This window comes from Exiguobacterium sp. SH0S7 (assembly GCF_004337195.1).
GTDB lineage: Bacteria > Bacillota > Bacilli > Exiguobacteriales > Exiguobacteriaceae > Exiguobacterium > Exiguobacterium aurantiacum_A.
The window spans coordinates 68240-84517 of sequence record NZ_SJVA01000004.1; the positions used below are offsets into that span (position 1 = coordinate 68240).

Below are 16278 nucleotides of genomic sequence, written 5' to 3' on the forward strand. Positions count from 1 at the left end.
AGATGGGATGTCAGAACAACCATTAGTGACGATGCGGGCCGAGGGCGAAGCGACGAGCGTGAAGACGACGGTGCATGTGCGCGACTTACAACCGTTCGTTGTCGATGAGCCGGAACGTCTCGGCGGGACCGATGCCGGACCGAATCCGCTCGAATACTTACTCGGGGCGCTATCATCGTGTACGACGATCATGATTGCCTATGTCGCGCAAGACCAGGACTTTAACTATGACGGTGTGACGTTCGCGACGGAAGGGACGCTCGACCCGCGCGGCTTCCAAGGCGTCGAAGGGGTCCGGACTTATTTCGAGAACGTGCACATCAACATCGTGCTCGACACGACCGAGTCGGATGAACGGATCGAGGCGCTGCAAAAAGGCGTCGAGGCCCGGTGCCCGATCCACAACTTGATGCATACGGCTGACGTCGACATCACGGCGACATGGACACGAAAATAACGAGAGGATGGGGCAACCCATCCTTTTTTTTGTGAAATGACAGGGATTTTTCGTGTAGGACACGAACAGGAGTAAGACGTGAGACAGGAGGCGCAAATGGAAATTCGTCCTATGACAGAAAAAGACGCCCACGCGATCCAAGCGTGGACGTATGAAGCGCCATATGGTTTTTAGCCGTACTGTTTCTGATGGGCCTTCTTACGTTTCAAGTAGTCCTCGTCAGCACGGATCTCGTCCCACCGAACTTTAAAGATGCGTGCCGATTCGGCTTTTTCTTCGTCGATTTGGCGATCGTGAATAGCGCCGTCGTCTTTATACTTGCGGCCACCTTTATAGTTGGCGTAACGACGGGCCCGGGTATGGCCCATCTGGATGAACTTCCGCGCCATATCCATGCCGACAAAATCATCGTTGGAGCGATACGCTTCAAACAGCTCCATGATCTCATCGGCGGACTGTTTGGCGATGGCAGGTGTCTTAAAGCGCCAGTGCGGCAAAATCTCACTCTTGTAAGGCTCGACGAGTAACACACCTTGTTCGCCGCGTCCGACGCGATAGAGCTCAGGGTGTTTTCGGAAATCGATCGTCTCAAAATCTAAGTCGTAATCAAACGGCATCGTCATCCCTCCTCTGTTCCGTTGTTCCCGGAACGGAGGCGAGGGAAACGAGCGAAGGAGCAGCTGACATGATTCAATTAGACACAGAACGGCTACGGCTCAGAGCGTTTCAGCTCGATGACGCCGAAGCGATGCATCGCTATGCGAAGAATAAGCGGGTCGGACCGATGGCGGGCTGGGCCCCGCACGAGTCCGTCGACGAGACGCGGGACGTCATCCGTATGTTCCAGCAAGATCAAGACGTCTGGGCGATCACGTTGAAAGCGACCGGCGAACTGATCGGCAGTATCGGTTTGCACGACCGACGCCCGGACCCGGATATCCAACACGACAACCAGCGCGAAATCGGCTACGTGCTCAGTCCGGATCATTGGGGGAGAGGCTACGTCCCGGAAGCGGTGCGTGAGCTGCTTCGTCACGGATTTGTCGACCTCGGCCTCGAACGAATTTGGTGCGGTTATTTCGATTTCAATGACCGGTCGCGTCGTGTCGTCGAGAAGTGCGGTTTCACGTATGCGTTCACGACGACGCAAGAGCTGACCCGGTTGGACGGACGGACCGTTCGGAGTTTGGTCTATGTCATCACGCGTGAAGGTTACATGAACCGCTCATCGCTTAACTAAGGATGGTGGCTTTATCAATATGAAAGGGCTTGTATATTGACTATCAACATACGAGCCCTTTTCGACGTTACTTCATTCGGAGAAGCGATTCAGTGCGATCATCGAAAAAATATCCGTGTTTGTAAACGTCGAGCTAATACAAGGTAAGATCCGAATAAGATAACTCCGAAGAGTGTAAGCCCGGTCGTGAGTGTGAAGAACGGCGGACGATACGTCAACGCGACCTCGTTTCGACCTTCGTCGAGAGCGATGGCGCTGAACGCGTAGTTCGCTTGCAAGACGTCGCGTCGCTCTCCGTTCACAGTTGCCTTCCACCCTCGTTCATACGGAACAGAGAGGACGGCATATGTCCCTTCGGTTGCGTCTTCAACCGTGAAGTCGATGTCAGGTCCGTCCCAAACGACCGGAATATCCGGGATAGAAGCCGATTCTTCAAGGGCGTCTTCGAGTGTCGCATAATCTTCCCACTCGATCGTCACGTCTTCAAGTACATACGTTCCTTCCGGTAGACGGAGCGGTACGTTTTTCTTGAGAGGTGTCCGGAGCGTCATCGAAGTGAGATTGGTCCGATAAATCGACGCTTCTGGTTTTCGAGTCGTCCGGTAATTCCCAAGCCGGATGAAGAAACCATCACCTTCAAGCTTGCGAATCTTGAACGAGACGTACAAATCACCCGTCGCCGAGTCTGGGACGTCCGGAATAAAGTCGACTCCGCCTTCTTCAGCGGTGACTTGGAGTGTCTCATCTTCCCATACCGCATTGACAGGCTCACTCACAAACGTAATCGTTTGCGCTGGGGACGGTGTCTCGCTCCCGTCTTCTAAGATGACACCCGACAGCATCGCTTGCTCACGCGTCAACATCGAAACATCTTTAAGCGCTTCACGACTGTACGTGTTTGATGTCGTCCGGATGAACGGCAAGCGGGTCGCGCTCTCATAAACGGCGTAACGTTCTGTTTCGGCAAGCAGTTTGAAGCCGTACGGCGCTTCGCTCGCGATTGCTTTATCACGCATCCAATAAGGAGTCGACAGCACATGATGTAAGTTCGAACGGTTGCCGAGTGTCCCGTAACGGCTGACACTTTCCCGTCTCATATCAATTTCAAGGTCGCTCCAATAAAACGTGAGCAAATGTCCGTTCAAAATACTCGAGTATAGGCTCGTCCCAAGGAACGACTGGACGATCGGTGTATTGTTTCGCAACGGTATCATCCAGTCCACGCGTTCGAGCGGTCCGGCTTTTTCACGGACGACGTCGATGAGTTCCCGTTGTTCGGCACTATTGTAGTGCTCGCTTGTCACGAACGTCTCATTCGTATCGATAATCGACAAATCGTGGAGCACCAACTTTGTATATCCGTTGAACACGATGAGACAAGACGCGATGATGAGGTACGGAGCCAACAATGGTTTAAGCCAAAACGATAAGACGGTTAAAATCATGAGGGCAAACATACCGAACACGATTGGCCATGGCGCGTTACCGAATAGCCCAAAACCGAGATAAGCCAAAACGGTTACGACTGCTGCCTTGAAAAATGATGTTTTTTCGAAGCGCCAATGCGTCAAGCCGACAGCAACCATGCCGCCGATCGTGAAGCTCGCCAAATACTCCCAGCGATATTGCGGTGCCGAAAAGCCGTTGAAGAAGCTACCGACATGCGGACTGAAATGGAGTAGGGTCAACAGTAGACTCATGCTCGCAAACAATCGGAACGTGACGTGACGGTAGAGCGGACGATAAAGAGCGAACAGTAGGAAGACGGCCGGTAGGATCAGCAGATTGCTATCGTATAACAAATTGTCGAGCTGAATCCAACGAATCTCATGCTCGAGCGATGGTCGCTCATTTTGCAAAAAGCCATAAGTCGCCGGAATGAACGCAAATGAACTCAGAAGTAGGGCAATGACGCCAGATCCGCTATAGAGCAACCATTGCTGTTTACGACTGACCCGATCTTCGGGTAGGTGAATGAATTGTCGGAACAAGACATAGACGAGAACGAAGACTAAATTGATGTAGGCAAAGTAAAAGTTATTGATCAGCATGATGGCACTAACAACAATAAAGAAGTCGGCGCGACCGTTTCGGATGATGCGTTCGAGACCGATGACAAGGAGCGGGACCCACAAAAAGCCGTCCGCAAAAAACTCCCAAAACGTCACGTGACGGATGTACATGACCGACACACCATAAATGACGGCACCGACGAAAGCGTGGAGTGTGCGGACGTTAAACAACTGATACGCATACGTCGCGAACACGATGACGACAGCGAGCCGGATGACACTCACAATCAAGGCGAGACGCAACCACATGTCCAAGTCAGGTGTGACGAGTCCGAGCACATCAAATAAGGAAACGACGGCGACCGAGAGCCAAAATACGACTGACGTCGAAAAGTAGTAAGCGAGTTGTGTGAGGATACCGCCGCCGAAGCCGAAGTCCTCGGCATAGACGAGATTCCCTTTATGGAACGTTTCGTAAAGGAAATGCTTGAACGGGACCATTTGCGATAAGCCGTCATTCGGTCCGGCGATGAAGCCACCCTGTGATTGATAGTAGATGAAAAAAGCGTGGGCGATGGTCGACACGAGCAACGCAACACTGATGAGTTTGAACTGTCTCATATTGTCGATTGCTCACGTTTCAAAATTTTACTCGTGACGATGAACGTCGCCGGCACAGCGATAAAGATGGCGAACAACGGGGCCAACGTCGTCGAGACGTTCAGTTGTTCGACGAGCAAATAAATACACACCGTCGTGACTGTGAAGTTGACGACTTGCGTCAACGGAAACTGCAAAAATTTCCGTAGCGTCGGTTTGACTTTGAACGTGAAATAACTGTTCAAAAAGAAAGAGGCGATCATGCTGAGCGTGAATGCCACCACATGAGAGACCCCATAGCTGGTGTTCCATAGATGATGAAACAACATATAAATCAAATAGTAGTTAAGAGTATTAATTCCCCCAATGGCGACGAATCTTATAAACTCGGCCTTTCTCTTGTTCATTCGCACTCTTCCTTTGTATGTTAGTTTCTTGAATCAAGTAGGCCGGACGGCGTTTCGTCTCAAAATAGATGCGACCGACGTACTCACCGATGATCCCGAGGCTGACGAGCTGGATTCCACCAAGTAACAGGATGGCTGAGATGAGCGTGAAATAGCCTGGTGTGTCGATACCGTCTTGAATGATGTCAAACAGTGTCAACAGAATATAGAGCATCGACAGTAGTAAAATCAATACGCCTGAGTAAAAGCAAAAGCGCAGCGGTTTCGAATTGAAAGAGATCAACCCGTCGACACCGTAATTGAATAGTTGGCTAAACGACCATTTTGTCTCGCCGTTTTGACGGAGCACATTTTGATAAGTAATCGTCTTTTGTTCCATGCCAATCCACGAGAATAAGCCTTTTGAGAACCGTTGATGCTCGTTCATTCGTAAGAGAGCGTCGACAGCCTCGCGGCTTAGCAGACGGAAGTCACCGACACCGTCCTCGAGTTCGACGTCGACGATTTTGTTGATAAGCTTGTAATACGTCCGAGAGGCCAGTTTTCGAGTCCTGCTTTCGCCGGCTCGGTCGCGCTTGGCGATGACTTGATCAAATCCTTGCTCGAAACCGGCAACCATGTCCGGAATCAGGGACGGCGGATGCTGTAAATCGGTATCCATCAAAATCGTCGCATCCCCCGCCGCGTGTTGCAACCCGGCCAGGATGGCTGCTTCCTTCCCGAAATTTCGCGAGAATGAGATGTAACGCACTTCAGGATGACGCTTTGCCAAATATTTAATTACATCAAGTGTACGATCCGAACTTGCATCATTCACGAATAAGATTTCATAAGAATAAGGAGTGCCGTCAAACTGTTCATGGATGGCGTCGAAGAGGAGAGGAATGTTTTTTTCTTCGTTATAGGCAGGTAATACCAAAGAAATCGTCTTCATAAAAAACACTCCTTTCTACATACTTCCGATGATTATCCATTCCCGAACAGTTGCAAACTCAAGCGTCAATGGTTCCTTTCACATAAAACAAAAACATCCACACCGTCAAAATGGAGTGGATGTAAGATCAGTTAGTCAATCGAGCGAAGCAATGCGCGCACCGGGCTACCATCGCCTTCCACAATCGGTAGCGGGACGGCGTTCAACTCGTAATCCCCGGGCGCGATCGCATCGAGGACAAGTCCTTCGAGGATGTGGACGCCGTTCCGCGCGAGTGCGTGGTGGGCGTCCATGTCTTTACTGTCGATCGCGTCGACCGATGGCAGGTCGAGACCGATCAAATAAATACCGAGCTGTCCCAACCGCTCAGCGAGGGATGGCGTCAGTTCCGGGATCTGGCTTGGGAATTCAGCTTTGTTCGGCCAGCCGTCCGTCTTCAGGATGAGGCGCTCGACACCGGTCAAGTCGAACCCGTCCAAATCGCTCGCTTCAATCTTTTGGCGGCCGGGCAAATGAATGACCCGGACCGGTCCGATGTAGAGCCCGGGGTCGAGGTCGATCACCCGCTTGCCGGCATCGTCAAAATGGAACGGGGCGTCAATATGTGTGCCTGTATGTAGACTCATCGTCACTTTGCCGACGTTGACGGAGCCACTGTCCGCCATCGGCCAAGCGATCTCGTAGTGGAACTTTGTGTCGCCCGGCCATGTCGTGATCGAGTCGTCGAGCGGCTGTGATACGTCAATCCATTGTGTCATCGTTATGTCTCCTCACAATTTTGTCCGGACGGTCCATAGTTCAGGGAAGAAACGGTGGTCGAGGACGCGGCGCAAGTAGTTCACGCCGGACGATCCACCCGTACCCATTTTTTGACCGATGATCCGTTCGACCGTGCTCATATGATTGAAACGCCACATCTGTTGTTGGTTGCCGATGTCTAGCAACTTCTCGCCGAGTTCATACAAGTCCCAGTACGTGTTGACGTCCCGGTACACGGCGGCCCAAGCGTTCTCGACGCTCTCGTTCCACTCCCAGTCCTGCGTCACGTCCCGGTCGAGCACGTCCGCGTCGATATGCAGTCCGCGGCGGTGCATCTCACGGGCGGTCACGTCATAGATGCTCGGTGCGTTCAGTGACGCCTCGAGGAGCGGATAGAGTGCCTCGTCATGGGCATAGACACTGAGCGTCCGTGCATTTTTAAAGCCGAGCGCGAATTCAATCTGGCGGTTCTGGTACGATTGGAAGCCAGATGACGAGCCGAGCTCGTCACGGAACTCTAAATATTCGGCCGGGGTGAGCGTCGCGAGGACGCTCCACGATTGGATGAGTTGTTGTTGGATTTTCGAGACGCGGGCGAGCATTTTGAACGAGCGTTCGAGCTCACCCGTTTCGATGGCGGTCACGGCCGCAGCCAACTCATGCAAGATCAACTTCATCCACAACTCACTCGTCTGGTGGATGATGATAAACAGCATCTCGTCGTGGTGGTCCGACAGGCGATGTTGACTCGATAAGATCGGGTCGAGCTGTAAATAGTCGCCATACGACATGTCTTTTGAAAAGTCAGTTTGAATCGATTGCTCGACTTTATGTTCGATACGTTCACTCATCGTTAATCTCCTTAAGCTACGACTTCACGGACGTTCTCGAACGCCTCGTATTCTTTATTGTCCATTATTGCCTTCAAGATCATGACGACGTCGTACACGTCGGTGAACGTGTTGTAGAGCGCGACCGGTGCGAGGCGGATGATGTTCGGCGCTCGGAAATCGGGAATGACGCGATGTTGTTTGAGCGCTTTACAGATGCGGGCCGCCTCCGGATGCTCGAGGCTCAAATGGGCACCACGTCGTTTTTCATCGCGCGGGCTGCCGATGACGAAGCCGTGCGGTGCGAGCAGTTCATCAATCAATTCGGTCATATACGTCGTTAAGGCGAGCGACTTCTCACGAATCGCTTCCATGCCGACCTCATTGAACATCTCGAGCGCGCCGAGTTGTGGCGCGAGGCTCATGACGTGCGGTGTCCCGATTTGGAACGCACCGGCATGTTCAGCTGGTGTCATCGTATGGTCCATGTCGAACTGTTTGTCTTTTCGTGATCCGAACCAGCCGGCAAGACCTGGCGTCGTCCCGAAATGACGTTCATGGACGAACAGCCCACCGACGCTTCCTGGTCCGCCGTTCAAATGCTTATAGTTGCACCAGTAGGCGAAGTCGACGCCCCAATCGTGAAACGCGTGCGGGATGGCGCCGACCGAGTGGCACGCATCAAAGCCGATCAAAATGTCGCGTTCGTGTGCGGCTTTGGCGAGGCGGGCCATATCAAGAATCTGACCGCTCCGATATAACACCGTCGGCAAGACGATGAGCGCGATGTCGTCAGTCATCGCGGCGATGATGTCATCCTCATTTAAATAACGGCCGTCACGGCTCGGCACTTGAACGAGATGCTCGGCCGGATCGAGGTCTCGTAGCAAGAGTTGGCTTTGGAGTGCGTAAATGTCCGACGGGAACGTCAGCGCATCGGCGAGAATTTTCGTCCGTTTGCCGACCGGTTTAAAGAACGTGGCGGCGAGCTGGTGCAAGTTGACGGTCGTCGATCCGGTGACCATGACTTCGTCGGCACTCGCACCGATGAGCGGCGCGTTGAGTGCGGCCAGCTCTTCTGACAGGTTGAACCACGGATGGCGCCCTGACATCCAGCCATCGATTCCGAGTTCTTTCCAGTCACTGAGCGACTCGAGTAACGTCTTCTCGGCTCGTTTCGATAACAGACCGAGCGAATTCCCGTCCATGTAGATCCCGTCTTGCGGTAAGTAAAACTCTCCCCGGTAGTGTGCGAGCGGGTCGCTTGCGTCTCGCGTCTCCGCATAACCGCGTGTGAAATCTTGAACCATCATGTATCCCCCTTAAATGTGTCGTTCAATTCTGTCAAAAGCGTAGCAAACCGCAAAGGTAGCGTCAATTTTTGGAGCGGATGATGTGTATATATTGAACGTTTGTAAATACCATAATCAATGTTACGACAAAAATTGAAAACAATTGTGAATCCCCCGTCACAATCGAATAGACGAGCAACAAAATAATCGCAAATGTCATAAGCGAGGTCGTCGAGATGTTTGTCTTGTACAAGCCTTGCAACATGACATGTTTCTCACCGTCATCGGAGAGGTCGAGCAATCGCTGTGCATAATCCGGATCTGACAGTTTTGGGAGGGAACGCTCTGGATACATGATTGGTAATAATGTGTTCAATGAATAGGTAAGGATTGAGCCCACCGCTAACGAGAGCAAAGTCGCGATGAGAAACGATGGCGATTGATCGGTCAATAAAATAAAGCTAGCCGAGGTGAGACTGAGGATAATCGTCAACGAGGATGCGAGCGAACCGTCACTATAGGCTTGATACATGTATCCCTCGGCCTCATCTTCTTCATCGCCGGTCAAAGGCTGTTTCGTCAGGCGACGTATACGTTGAACGCGGCTAAAACCCCAAGCAATCAGTCCGAGTAGCGAAAGAAGCAATAGCAATGTTAAAGGGAAGACAAGCTTTGTCAAATCGACTTGAATTGTTTCGTTGTTTAAATAGACATACATGAAGGTGTAACCGACCACTCCGCCGAGAAACATCTGCAGACCAAATTTGAACCATGATTTCATTGTAATTCCTCCTCGTCAAATTGAAATACTTCTTCAATGGGTTCCTCAAACACACGTGCGATTTTCACGGCAATCAATAAAGATGGCATGAATTCTTCACGTTCAATTAAACTGACGGTTTGACGTGAGATGTGAGCCCGCTTGGCAAGTTCAGTCTGATTCATGCCAAATCGAGCGCGGAGTTCTTTCAATTTTGTTTTCATAATCTTCACCTCGTTAAGGTTAATGTACACGATTATAATCAAAATGACAACTATAATAGTCAATATGAAATGTTTCATTGTCATTCATCACAAAAACCCTTTACACATTTAGAAGGTAAAGGGTAAGTGGCTATTTAATTTTTTTAAGGTTTTCTTGACGCAATAAGCTGAACAGCGTGTACACCATCAAGATTAGAATGATCGTGAACGGCAGGGCCGAGATCAAGGAAGCGGTCTGTAGCCCTTCGAGTCCGCTCGCGATGAGCAGGACAGCGGCGATGCCACCTAGCAAGATGCCCCAGACGATGCGGACGGAAAGCGGCGGGTTCAAGCTTCCGTTCGTTGTCATGCTGCTGATGATGTACGTCGCCGAGTCGGCCGACGTGATCAAGAACGTGAGAATCAATAAAATCGACAAGATAGACAGGATGAAACTGAACGGCAGCTCGGCGAACGTGACGAACAAGGCGCTCGTGACGTCCGCGTCGACTGCCTGGGCGATCGATGTCCCTTCAAACAAGTCGAGATGAAGGGCGGTCCCGCCGAACACGGCAATCCACATGAGCGCGATGAACGGTGGTACGACGAGAACACCGACGATGAATTCGCGAATCGTACGGCCTCGTGAAACACGAGCGACGAACGCTCCGACGAATGGCGACCAGGCGATGGCCCATGCCCAGTAGAAAATCGTCCAGTCCCGTACCCACGTCCCTTGTTGATAAGGTTGGAGACGGAGACTATAGCGGATAAAGTTTTGCAAATAGTCGCCAAGCCCGAGCGTGAACGTCTCTAAGATGAAGATGGTCGGACCGGCGAAGAAGACGAACACCATCAATACAAGTGCCGTTCCGAGGTTGATGTTACTTAGCCATTTGATCCCGCGATCGAGACCGGTCGTCGTCGACGTCAAGAACAAGGCGGTCAATACGACGATGATGAGGACTTGGACGAGTGCTGTGTTCGGCAACCCAAAGACGCTATTCAGTCCGCCATTGATTTGCAGAACGCCGAGCCCGAGCGACGTCGCGACACCCATGACCGTCGCGATGACGGCAAAAATGTCGATTGTTTGGTTGAGTGGTTGTTTGTAAGGCCGTTCTTTGATGAGTGGCGATAAACTTGTCGAGATCCGACCGTCCGTGTTCCGGCGAAACTGGAAGTAGGCGATGATCAATCCGACGATGGCGAAGACGGACCACTGACTGACGCCCCAGTGAAAGAACGAATAGCCCATGGCGAGTCGGGCTCCCTCGACTGTCAATCCGGTCGTATCCGCATATGGGGGCGTGATGAAGTGACTCATCGGTTCAGCGACGCCCCAAAAGACGAGCCCGACCCCAAAACCAGCTGAAAATAACATTCCGATCCAAGTGAAGAACGGGTATTGTGGTCGGTCGCTGTCTGCCCCGAGACGAATCTTTCCGTACTTGCTGAAAGCGAGGAAGATTAAGAAGAGGACGAAAAAGAAGACGGCGAGTAAGTAGAACCAACCGAACGACCGGGTCGTGAAGTTGAAGATACTGCCGGCGATATCAGCAAATAATGTCGGGCGAATCGCACCGAATAAGACGAGCAGGGCAATGATGCTCGCAGAAATGTAAAACACACGATTCAAACGCGGTTTTCCAGGTGAGATGTTCATAAAGAACTCCTTTCTGAACGGGCAAATATTATTGAGAACTAATAATAAATTCCCTATTTTTGAAAGTGGGAAACCGGGGTTTTCATTTACTGTGCAATCTGACAGTTGAGACTGAGCAAATCAGGGAATTAGAATGGAGACAAACATGCTGAAAGGAGAGAATTAAATGAAATTGATTGCCATCGACTTAGACGGGACGTTATTGTCGCGCACCGGTGTTATCACAGAAGCGAATCAACAAGCGATTCGGCGACGTCAGGAGCGCGGTGATTTGGTCGCCATCTCGTCAGGACGTTCAATCCATGACATCGAGGAAATTTTAAAACGGAGCGGGTTGACGTGTCCGATCCTTTCCGGGAACGGGGCGATCGCATTTTATGAAAATGAACGCATTTACTATCACGCCCTCCCGGAACAAGTCGTTCAGGAGTTATGGGACGTGGCGCATGAGCACGATACGTACGTCGAGTTTTATACGAACGCTGGTGTCAAAGTGCTGCGCACGGGTACCGACTTGTTAAAAGGCGAATTAGATGATGTGTTACCGCACGACCAGTCGTTCACCCGAGAGTGGGGCGAGCGGGAGATCGAGATTCAAAATGAACAGTTCGGCCTGACATACGTCGATACGATTGACGAGATTGATTTTGAAGCCGATGAAGTGTACAAAGTGTTCATCTATTCGTTCGATCGTCGTAAGCTGCATAAGCTACGGAAGCTGTACGAGCCGCGGACTGATATTTTGATCACGACGGCGGGATGGACGAAGATTGAAATCGGACATCCGAAGGCGAGTAAAGGCATGGCGCTGAAGCAGCTCGCCGAGCATCATCAGATCCCGCAAGAAGAAATCGTTGCGATTGGGGACAACTTGAATGACATCTCGATGTTTGAAGTGGCGGAAACGAGAATTGCGATGGGTAACGCGGTCGATCCGTTAAAAGATATCAGTACCCATATTACGAAAGACGTCGAGGCTGATGGAGTCGCGTATGCGCTTGATCGTTATGTATGAGCTGAAATTTTGAAGAAATGGTGAACTAGGGTTCGTCACTGGGCAGAACGGCTATTGTATTAATGTAGTCCTCATTCAACGTGTTGAGCTGAAAGGGGGCAACGAATGAAACAAAGATTCAGTCGTTGTTTGGCCGAGGCCGGCTCGGTGAAACGAGAGACAGCATGTCCGAAAAATCGACCTGTGTGACCGTCCTTCATATCCGATCTGTCGTCCACTTTGCGTATGTTAAAACGGCAAGGGGCAGACAAACATGATGCTTTGAGGAAGCAGACGTCAACGGATATCGATTTTTCTGGAAACAGAGGTGAGCAGGACGAGGTTCGTGACAGATTTCATTTTTCACAGTCGAAGTGTCGGTAAAATGCCAATCCGGAACCGTTTTTTTCGCTTCTGTGCCAGGCTATATCGACCTCTAGACGAACGTACGCTCAGAAATCATTGCGTGAATCGCGTCGATTTTCTAGCACGTATTTGACCAATCCAATGGGACGGTCGATTGAGACGTATCTCGATCGGGTGAAAGTCCGCTTTTTTAGAAAATGCTCACCGTTAAGCGCCACACGTGTGGCGCTTTTTCTTAGGTGATGGGTGAAGGGGTGAATCTATGCCGAAATTGTACTGGCTCGGTACGTTCGTGAGCGGACTGTTGCTCATGTCAATCGGAGAGGCGAGCGCGGTGCCGCGCGTCGTTCCGTATTTTTTGATGGCGGTCGGTGTGACCGGCTTTTTAGTCCAATCCTGGTTCGAACAAAAACGACGCCGTTGACACGGCGTCGTTCGTCGTTAAATCGATTCAAGCAACTGATTGAGCAGCGTATCGATGTCAGCTTGGAGCGCATCGGCTTGTCGTTGCAGCGTCATCAGTTCCTCGACGTCGTTCGTGTCGTTCATTTGAGTGAGTAGACTCTGATGATCATCTTCGAGCTGGTTCAATCGTGCCTCGTCGGCCGCGGTATCGACGGGCCGTTGCGGTTTGGCTATTTTGGCTTTCGGTTGCGAGACGGGTTCAGCGATGTGAGGTTCAACCCGTTTTTCAAGCGCGTAGGCGACATTTCCCGGGAAACGGGTGATTGTTCCATCGAGCCAATACGTGATCGGGAACAGTTTGTTCAAGAAGTACCGGTCATGGGAAACGACGACGAGCGTTCCGGTGAAGCGGTCGAGTGCTTCTTCGAGCGCCTCGCGCGCTTCGATGTCGAGATGGTTCGTCGGTTCGTCGAGAACGAGCACGTTCATGTCCTCGTGCATGAGGACCGCGAGCATGAGCCGCATCTTTTCACCGCCGCTCAAATTGCCGACCGGTTTGAACACGCTCGCTCCATAAAACAAGAACTGGGCGAGCAACTGTCGTGCCTTGCCCTCATCGACGGCGATCCGGTCTCGGAACGCCTCGATCAATCGATGCCCGTCGTCGAACTGGACGTGCTGGGACAAGTAGCCGATTCGGGCCCGTTCCGCCCGGCGAACATCTCCGGAAGTCGGCTCGAGCTCGCCTAGCAATAGCTTCAAGAGCGTCGACTTGCCGCTGCCATTCGGTCCAACGATGGCAATCCGTTCCCCGTGACCGGCGTAGAACGAGACGTTTTGAAACACGGTCTGATCATACGTGACAGAAGCGTCTGTCACTTCAAACACATCGCGCCCGGTTCGCCCGCTCGCGGAGAACGTGATGTCGGGCTGAATCGCCTCGAGTCGCGGTTTTTTGATCGTCTCGATCCGAGCGAGCGCCTTTTCCATCGATTTGGCGCGGCGGTAGAACTTTTCGTTCGGGGGATTGCCCTCGTTCGCCCATTGCCGCAACTGGCGGATCGTCTCTTTCATCTTCTTGATTTTCTTTTGTTGCTCGGTGTAGGCATGGAATTGGTTGAGCAACAGCTTCTCTTTTTGAGCGACGAACGAGCTGTAATTGCCGTCAAAACTCGTCAACTCACCGTCCTCGCATTCGACGATTCGTGTGGCGACAACATCGAGGAAGACCCGATCGTGCGAGACGAGCAGGAGCGTCGACGGGCTGTCCCGTAAGAATGACTCGAGCCAAGCCATCGCTTCTAAGTCTAAGTGGTTCGTCGGCTCATCGAGGATGAGCAGCTCTGGTTCTTGCAGCAGTGCCAAAGCGAGCCCGATCTTCGTCCGCTCGCCGCCGCTTAACGTGTCGAATGGGCGGTCGACAAACCGCGTGAGGCGCAGCCCATCGATCATAGCGTTCACTTTGGAGTCGATCACATAGCCGCCGCTCTGTTCGTATCGGGTTTGAAGCGCTCCGTATTTGTCTAATAACGATTCAAGTCTGTTGCTTGACGCCATCTCTGTCTCGAGCGCATGCATCGCCTCGCCGAGCCGAATCAGTTCGGCGAACGCGGTGTAGAGCACGTCGCGCCCGCTCTTGTCCGGATGGGCGGGCAATTGTGCCAAATAACCGATGTTGAGCCGTTGTTTTCGATAAATCGTACCATCGTCAGGCGTCTCGGTGCCGACGATCAAGTGGAGCAACGTTGTTTTGCCGCTACCGTTCCGTCCGACAAGTCCGATCCGCTCGCCTGCGTTCACGTGGAGATTGGCATCGGTCAGGACGGCGTGGCCACCGAATTGTTTTTGAATGTGTTGCATGTCGATCAACATGTGAGTTCCTCCTAAAGTCGAGGCCTATCAAAAAAAACCGAGCGCAAACAAGCGCTCGGTAAGGAAGAGAGGCGCTTCGTCGTATTTTCAACAATGTCTAAAAAAGGACAGACGGGTCCCTTGTTTAAGCGACATCGTGAAAAATCGCACGCAAAATGTACAAATGTTCAGTTGACCAGTGCGTACGTTCGACAAAGTTCACCTTTCTCCCTCCTTTCAATCATCGATATAACTAGTGTAAGCGATTTCTTGGATTTCGACAACGATTGAAAAACAGGAGTTCATCCGATGGACGTCGTATTAGTTATGAATCAAAGGAGGGATGAAGATGCGCAAGGAATGGCTCGGTGCCATCAGTTTGGCGCTCGCCGCTAGCATTTGGGGCGGGATGTACGTCGTCAGTAAGTATGCGCTCGGGTTCATCGAGCCGTTCACGCTCGTCTGGATGCGCTACGCCGTCGCGTTCATCGTCTTGTTCGCGGCATGGTCGTTGTTCGGTCGTGAACAAGTGAGGCGAGAGGATTGGAAATGGATCGCGCGCGTCGGTGTGATCGGTTACGTCGCTTCGATCTCATTCCAATTCATCGGCACGAAGCTGTCCGATGCCCACACCGGCTCACTCGTGACAGCAGCGACACCGGCGTTCATGGTGTTGTTCGCCCGGTTGATTTTGAAAGAGCAACTCACACCCGTCAAAATCGGGTCACTCGTCCTGGCGACGCTCGGCGTCATCATCGTCGTCGGCTGGCACGTCGATGGGACGTATTTGCTTGGCAGCCTCGTCTTGGTCGGTGCCGCCATCACCTGGGCGCTCATGTCCGTGTATGTCAAAGTCGCTTCGCAAACGGTCTCGTCTCTGACGATCACGACGTTCGCGATTGGGATTGCCTTCGTCTTGATGACACCGCTCATGGGTCTCGAAGTCGTGCAGTCTGGCGTTCCGGACATGACGAGCGTCCTTTGGCTCAGCGTTTTATACGTCGGCATCATCTCGACGGCCGGGGCGTTCTTCTTTTGGAACAAAGGACTCGAACTGATGGATGCGAGCGTTGGGTCGTTGTTCTTCTTCTTTCAGCCGCTCGTCGGAGGTTATCTCGGTTGGCTCGTTCTCGGCGAACAGCTCGACCGAAACTTTTTCATCGGCGCTGCCTGTATCGTCACGGCCGTCACCTGGTCGACACTCGTCGAACGGCGCCAAAAGCGTCGCCTCGACGTGACGGCTTCATACGAACGAAACATTTTATAACACGAACGGTCGGCCCAATGAAGGGTCGACCGTCTTTTTAAAATCCGTGGTCATCCAATTTGTCCTGGTCGCGCTTCATCTCGAGTTCGAGCCGCTGGATCGCGAGCTTTTCTTGCTCGACTTTGAGCCGCAGCTCCTCGACGCGAGCTTTGCGCGTCTTGATGATTGTGTCCGAGGCGATGGCGATGACGGCGATGATCATAATGTAGAAAAAGAAATCCATCTGAATTCTCCT

Annotated in this window: 17 protein-coding genes; 5 read left to right on the forward strand and 12 right to left on the reverse strand. The window is 51.9% G+C overall.

Going from position 1 to position 16278, the window contains the following annotated elements:
- The first annotated feature begins 7 nt into the window (after nt 1–7).
- Nucleotides 8–457 carry an OsmC family protein gene (locus tag EVJ22_RS08500; protein ID WP_071398519.1) on the forward strand — a complete coding sequence of 150 codons (450 nt, stop codon included), beginning with the start codon at nt 8–10 and terminating at the stop codon, nt 455–457.
- Between the two features lie 170 nt (nt 458–627).
- On the opposite strand, the gene EVJ22_RS08510 is transcribed toward EVJ22_RS08500, so the two are convergent.
- A complete protein-coding gene (locus EVJ22_RS08510) occupies nt 628–1074 on the reverse strand; it encodes a DUF4385 domain-containing protein (protein ID WP_131443702.1) in 447 nt (148 codons plus the stop codon).
- A gap of 68 nt (nt 1075–1142) precedes the next feature.
- On the opposite strand from EVJ22_RS08510, the gene EVJ22_RS08515 reads away from it, so the two are divergent.
- Nucleotides 1143–1697, forward strand: coding sequence for a GNAT family N-acetyltransferase (locus EVJ22_RS08515; RefSeq protein ID WP_131443704.1), 555 nt, complete (start codon nt 1143–1145; stop codon nt 1695–1697).
- A 98-nt stretch (nt 1698–1795) separates the two neighbouring features.
- On the opposite strand, the gene EVJ22_RS08520 is transcribed toward EVJ22_RS08515, so the two are convergent.
- The 9 genes from EVJ22_RS08520 to EVJ22_RS08560 all read right to left on the reverse strand — a co-directional run bounded on the left by EVJ22_RS08520 (nt 1796) and on the right by EVJ22_RS08560 (nt 11160).
- Nucleotides 1796–4330 carry a YfhO family protein gene (locus EVJ22_RS08520; RefSeq protein ID WP_131443705.1) on the reverse strand — a complete coding sequence of 845 codons (2535 nt, stop codon included), beginning with the start codon at nt 4328–4330 and terminating at the stop codon, nt 1796–1798.
- Nucleotides 4327–4716 (reverse strand): GtrA family protein, encoded by a 390-nt coding sequence (locus EVJ22_RS08525; protein WP_071398515.1) that lies wholly within the window; start codon nt 4714–4716, stop codon nt 4327–4329. The genes EVJ22_RS08520 and EVJ22_RS08525 overlap by 4 nt, the downstream gene beginning before the upstream one ends.
- Complete coding sequence (locus EVJ22_RS08530; protein ID WP_070329448.1) at nt 4664–5650, reverse strand: glycosyltransferase family 2 protein; 987 nt, start codon at nt 5648–5650, stop codon at nt 4664–4666. The genes EVJ22_RS08525 and EVJ22_RS08530 overlap by 53 nt, the downstream gene beginning before the upstream one ends.
- 131 nt (nt 5651–5781) lie before the next feature.
- Complete coding sequence (gene kynB / locus EVJ22_RS08535) at nt 5782–6408, reverse strand: arylformamidase (protein ID WP_131443707.1); 627 nt, start codon at nt 6406–6408, stop codon at nt 5782–5784.
- Nucleotides 6409–6420: 12 nt separating this feature from the next.
- Entirely contained in the window at nt 6421–7260 is an 840-nt protein-coding gene (gene kynA, locus EVJ22_RS08540; protein WP_070329446.1) for a tryptophan 2,3-dioxygenase, read from the reverse strand.
- 11 nt (nt 7261–7271) lie between these two features.
- Nucleotides 7272–8549, reverse strand: coding sequence for a kynureninase (gene kynU / locus EVJ22_RS08545; RefSeq protein ID WP_071398513.1), 1278 nt, complete (start codon nt 8547–8549; stop codon nt 7272–7274).
- A 64-nt stretch (nt 8550–8613) separates the two neighbouring features.
- Nucleotides 8614–9312: a DUF3169 family protein gene (locus EVJ22_RS08550; RefSeq protein WP_070329444.1), complete on the reverse strand. Its 699-nt coding sequence runs from the start codon at nt 9310–9312 to the stop codon at nt 8614–8616.
- A complete protein-coding gene (locus tag EVJ22_RS08555) occupies nt 9309–9515 on the reverse strand; it encodes a helix-turn-helix transcriptional regulator (protein ID WP_070329478.1) in 207 nt (68 codons plus the stop codon). Before EVJ22_RS08555 ends, EVJ22_RS08550 begins: the two co-directional genes overlap by 4 nt.
- Nucleotides 9516–9645: 130 nt before the next feature.
- Complete coding sequence (locus EVJ22_RS08560; RefSeq protein ID WP_131443709.1) at nt 9646–11160, reverse strand: BCCT family transporter; 1515 nt, start codon at nt 11158–11160, stop codon at nt 9646–9648.
- 166 nt (nt 11161–11326) lie between these two features.
- Here EVJ22_RS08560 and EVJ22_RS08565 point away from each other — a divergent pair, with 166 nt between their 5' ends.
- Nucleotides 11327–12175 (forward strand): HAD family hydrolase, encoded by an 849-nt coding sequence (locus EVJ22_RS08565; protein WP_131443711.1) that lies wholly within the window; start codon nt 11327–11329, stop codon nt 12173–12175.
- Nucleotides 12176–12782: 607 nt separating this feature from the next.
- Nucleotides 12783–12944 carry a hypothetical protein gene (locus EVJ22_RS15565; RefSeq protein ID WP_167615757.1) on the forward strand — a complete coding sequence of 54 codons (162 nt, stop codon included), beginning with the start codon at nt 12783–12785 and terminating at the stop codon, nt 12942–12944.
- Between the two features lie 17 nt (nt 12945–12961).
- On the opposite strand, the gene abc-f is transcribed toward EVJ22_RS15565, so the two are convergent.
- On the reverse strand, nt 12962–14797 hold the full coding sequence (abc-f, locus tag EVJ22_RS08570; RefSeq protein WP_131443713.1) for a ribosomal protection-like ABC-F family protein: 1836 nt from the start codon (nt 14795–14797) through the stop codon (nt 12962–12964).
- Nucleotides 14798–15125: 328 nt separating this feature from the next.
- Between abc-f and EVJ22_RS08575 the strand changes: the two genes are divergently transcribed.
- Nucleotides 15126–16043 carry a DMT family transporter gene (locus EVJ22_RS08575; RefSeq protein WP_071398509.1) on the forward strand — a complete coding sequence of 306 codons (918 nt, stop codon included), beginning with the start codon at nt 15126–15128 and terminating at the stop codon, nt 16041–16043.
- A gap of 37 nt (nt 16044–16080) precedes the next feature.
- Here the strand turns inward: EVJ22_RS08575 and EVJ22_RS08580 are convergent, their stop codons facing one another.
- A complete protein-coding gene (locus EVJ22_RS08580; protein WP_071398508.1) occupies nt 16081–16266 on the reverse strand; it encodes a hypothetical protein in 186 nt (61 codons plus the stop codon).
- Nucleotides 16267–16278 lie beyond the last annotated feature (12 nt).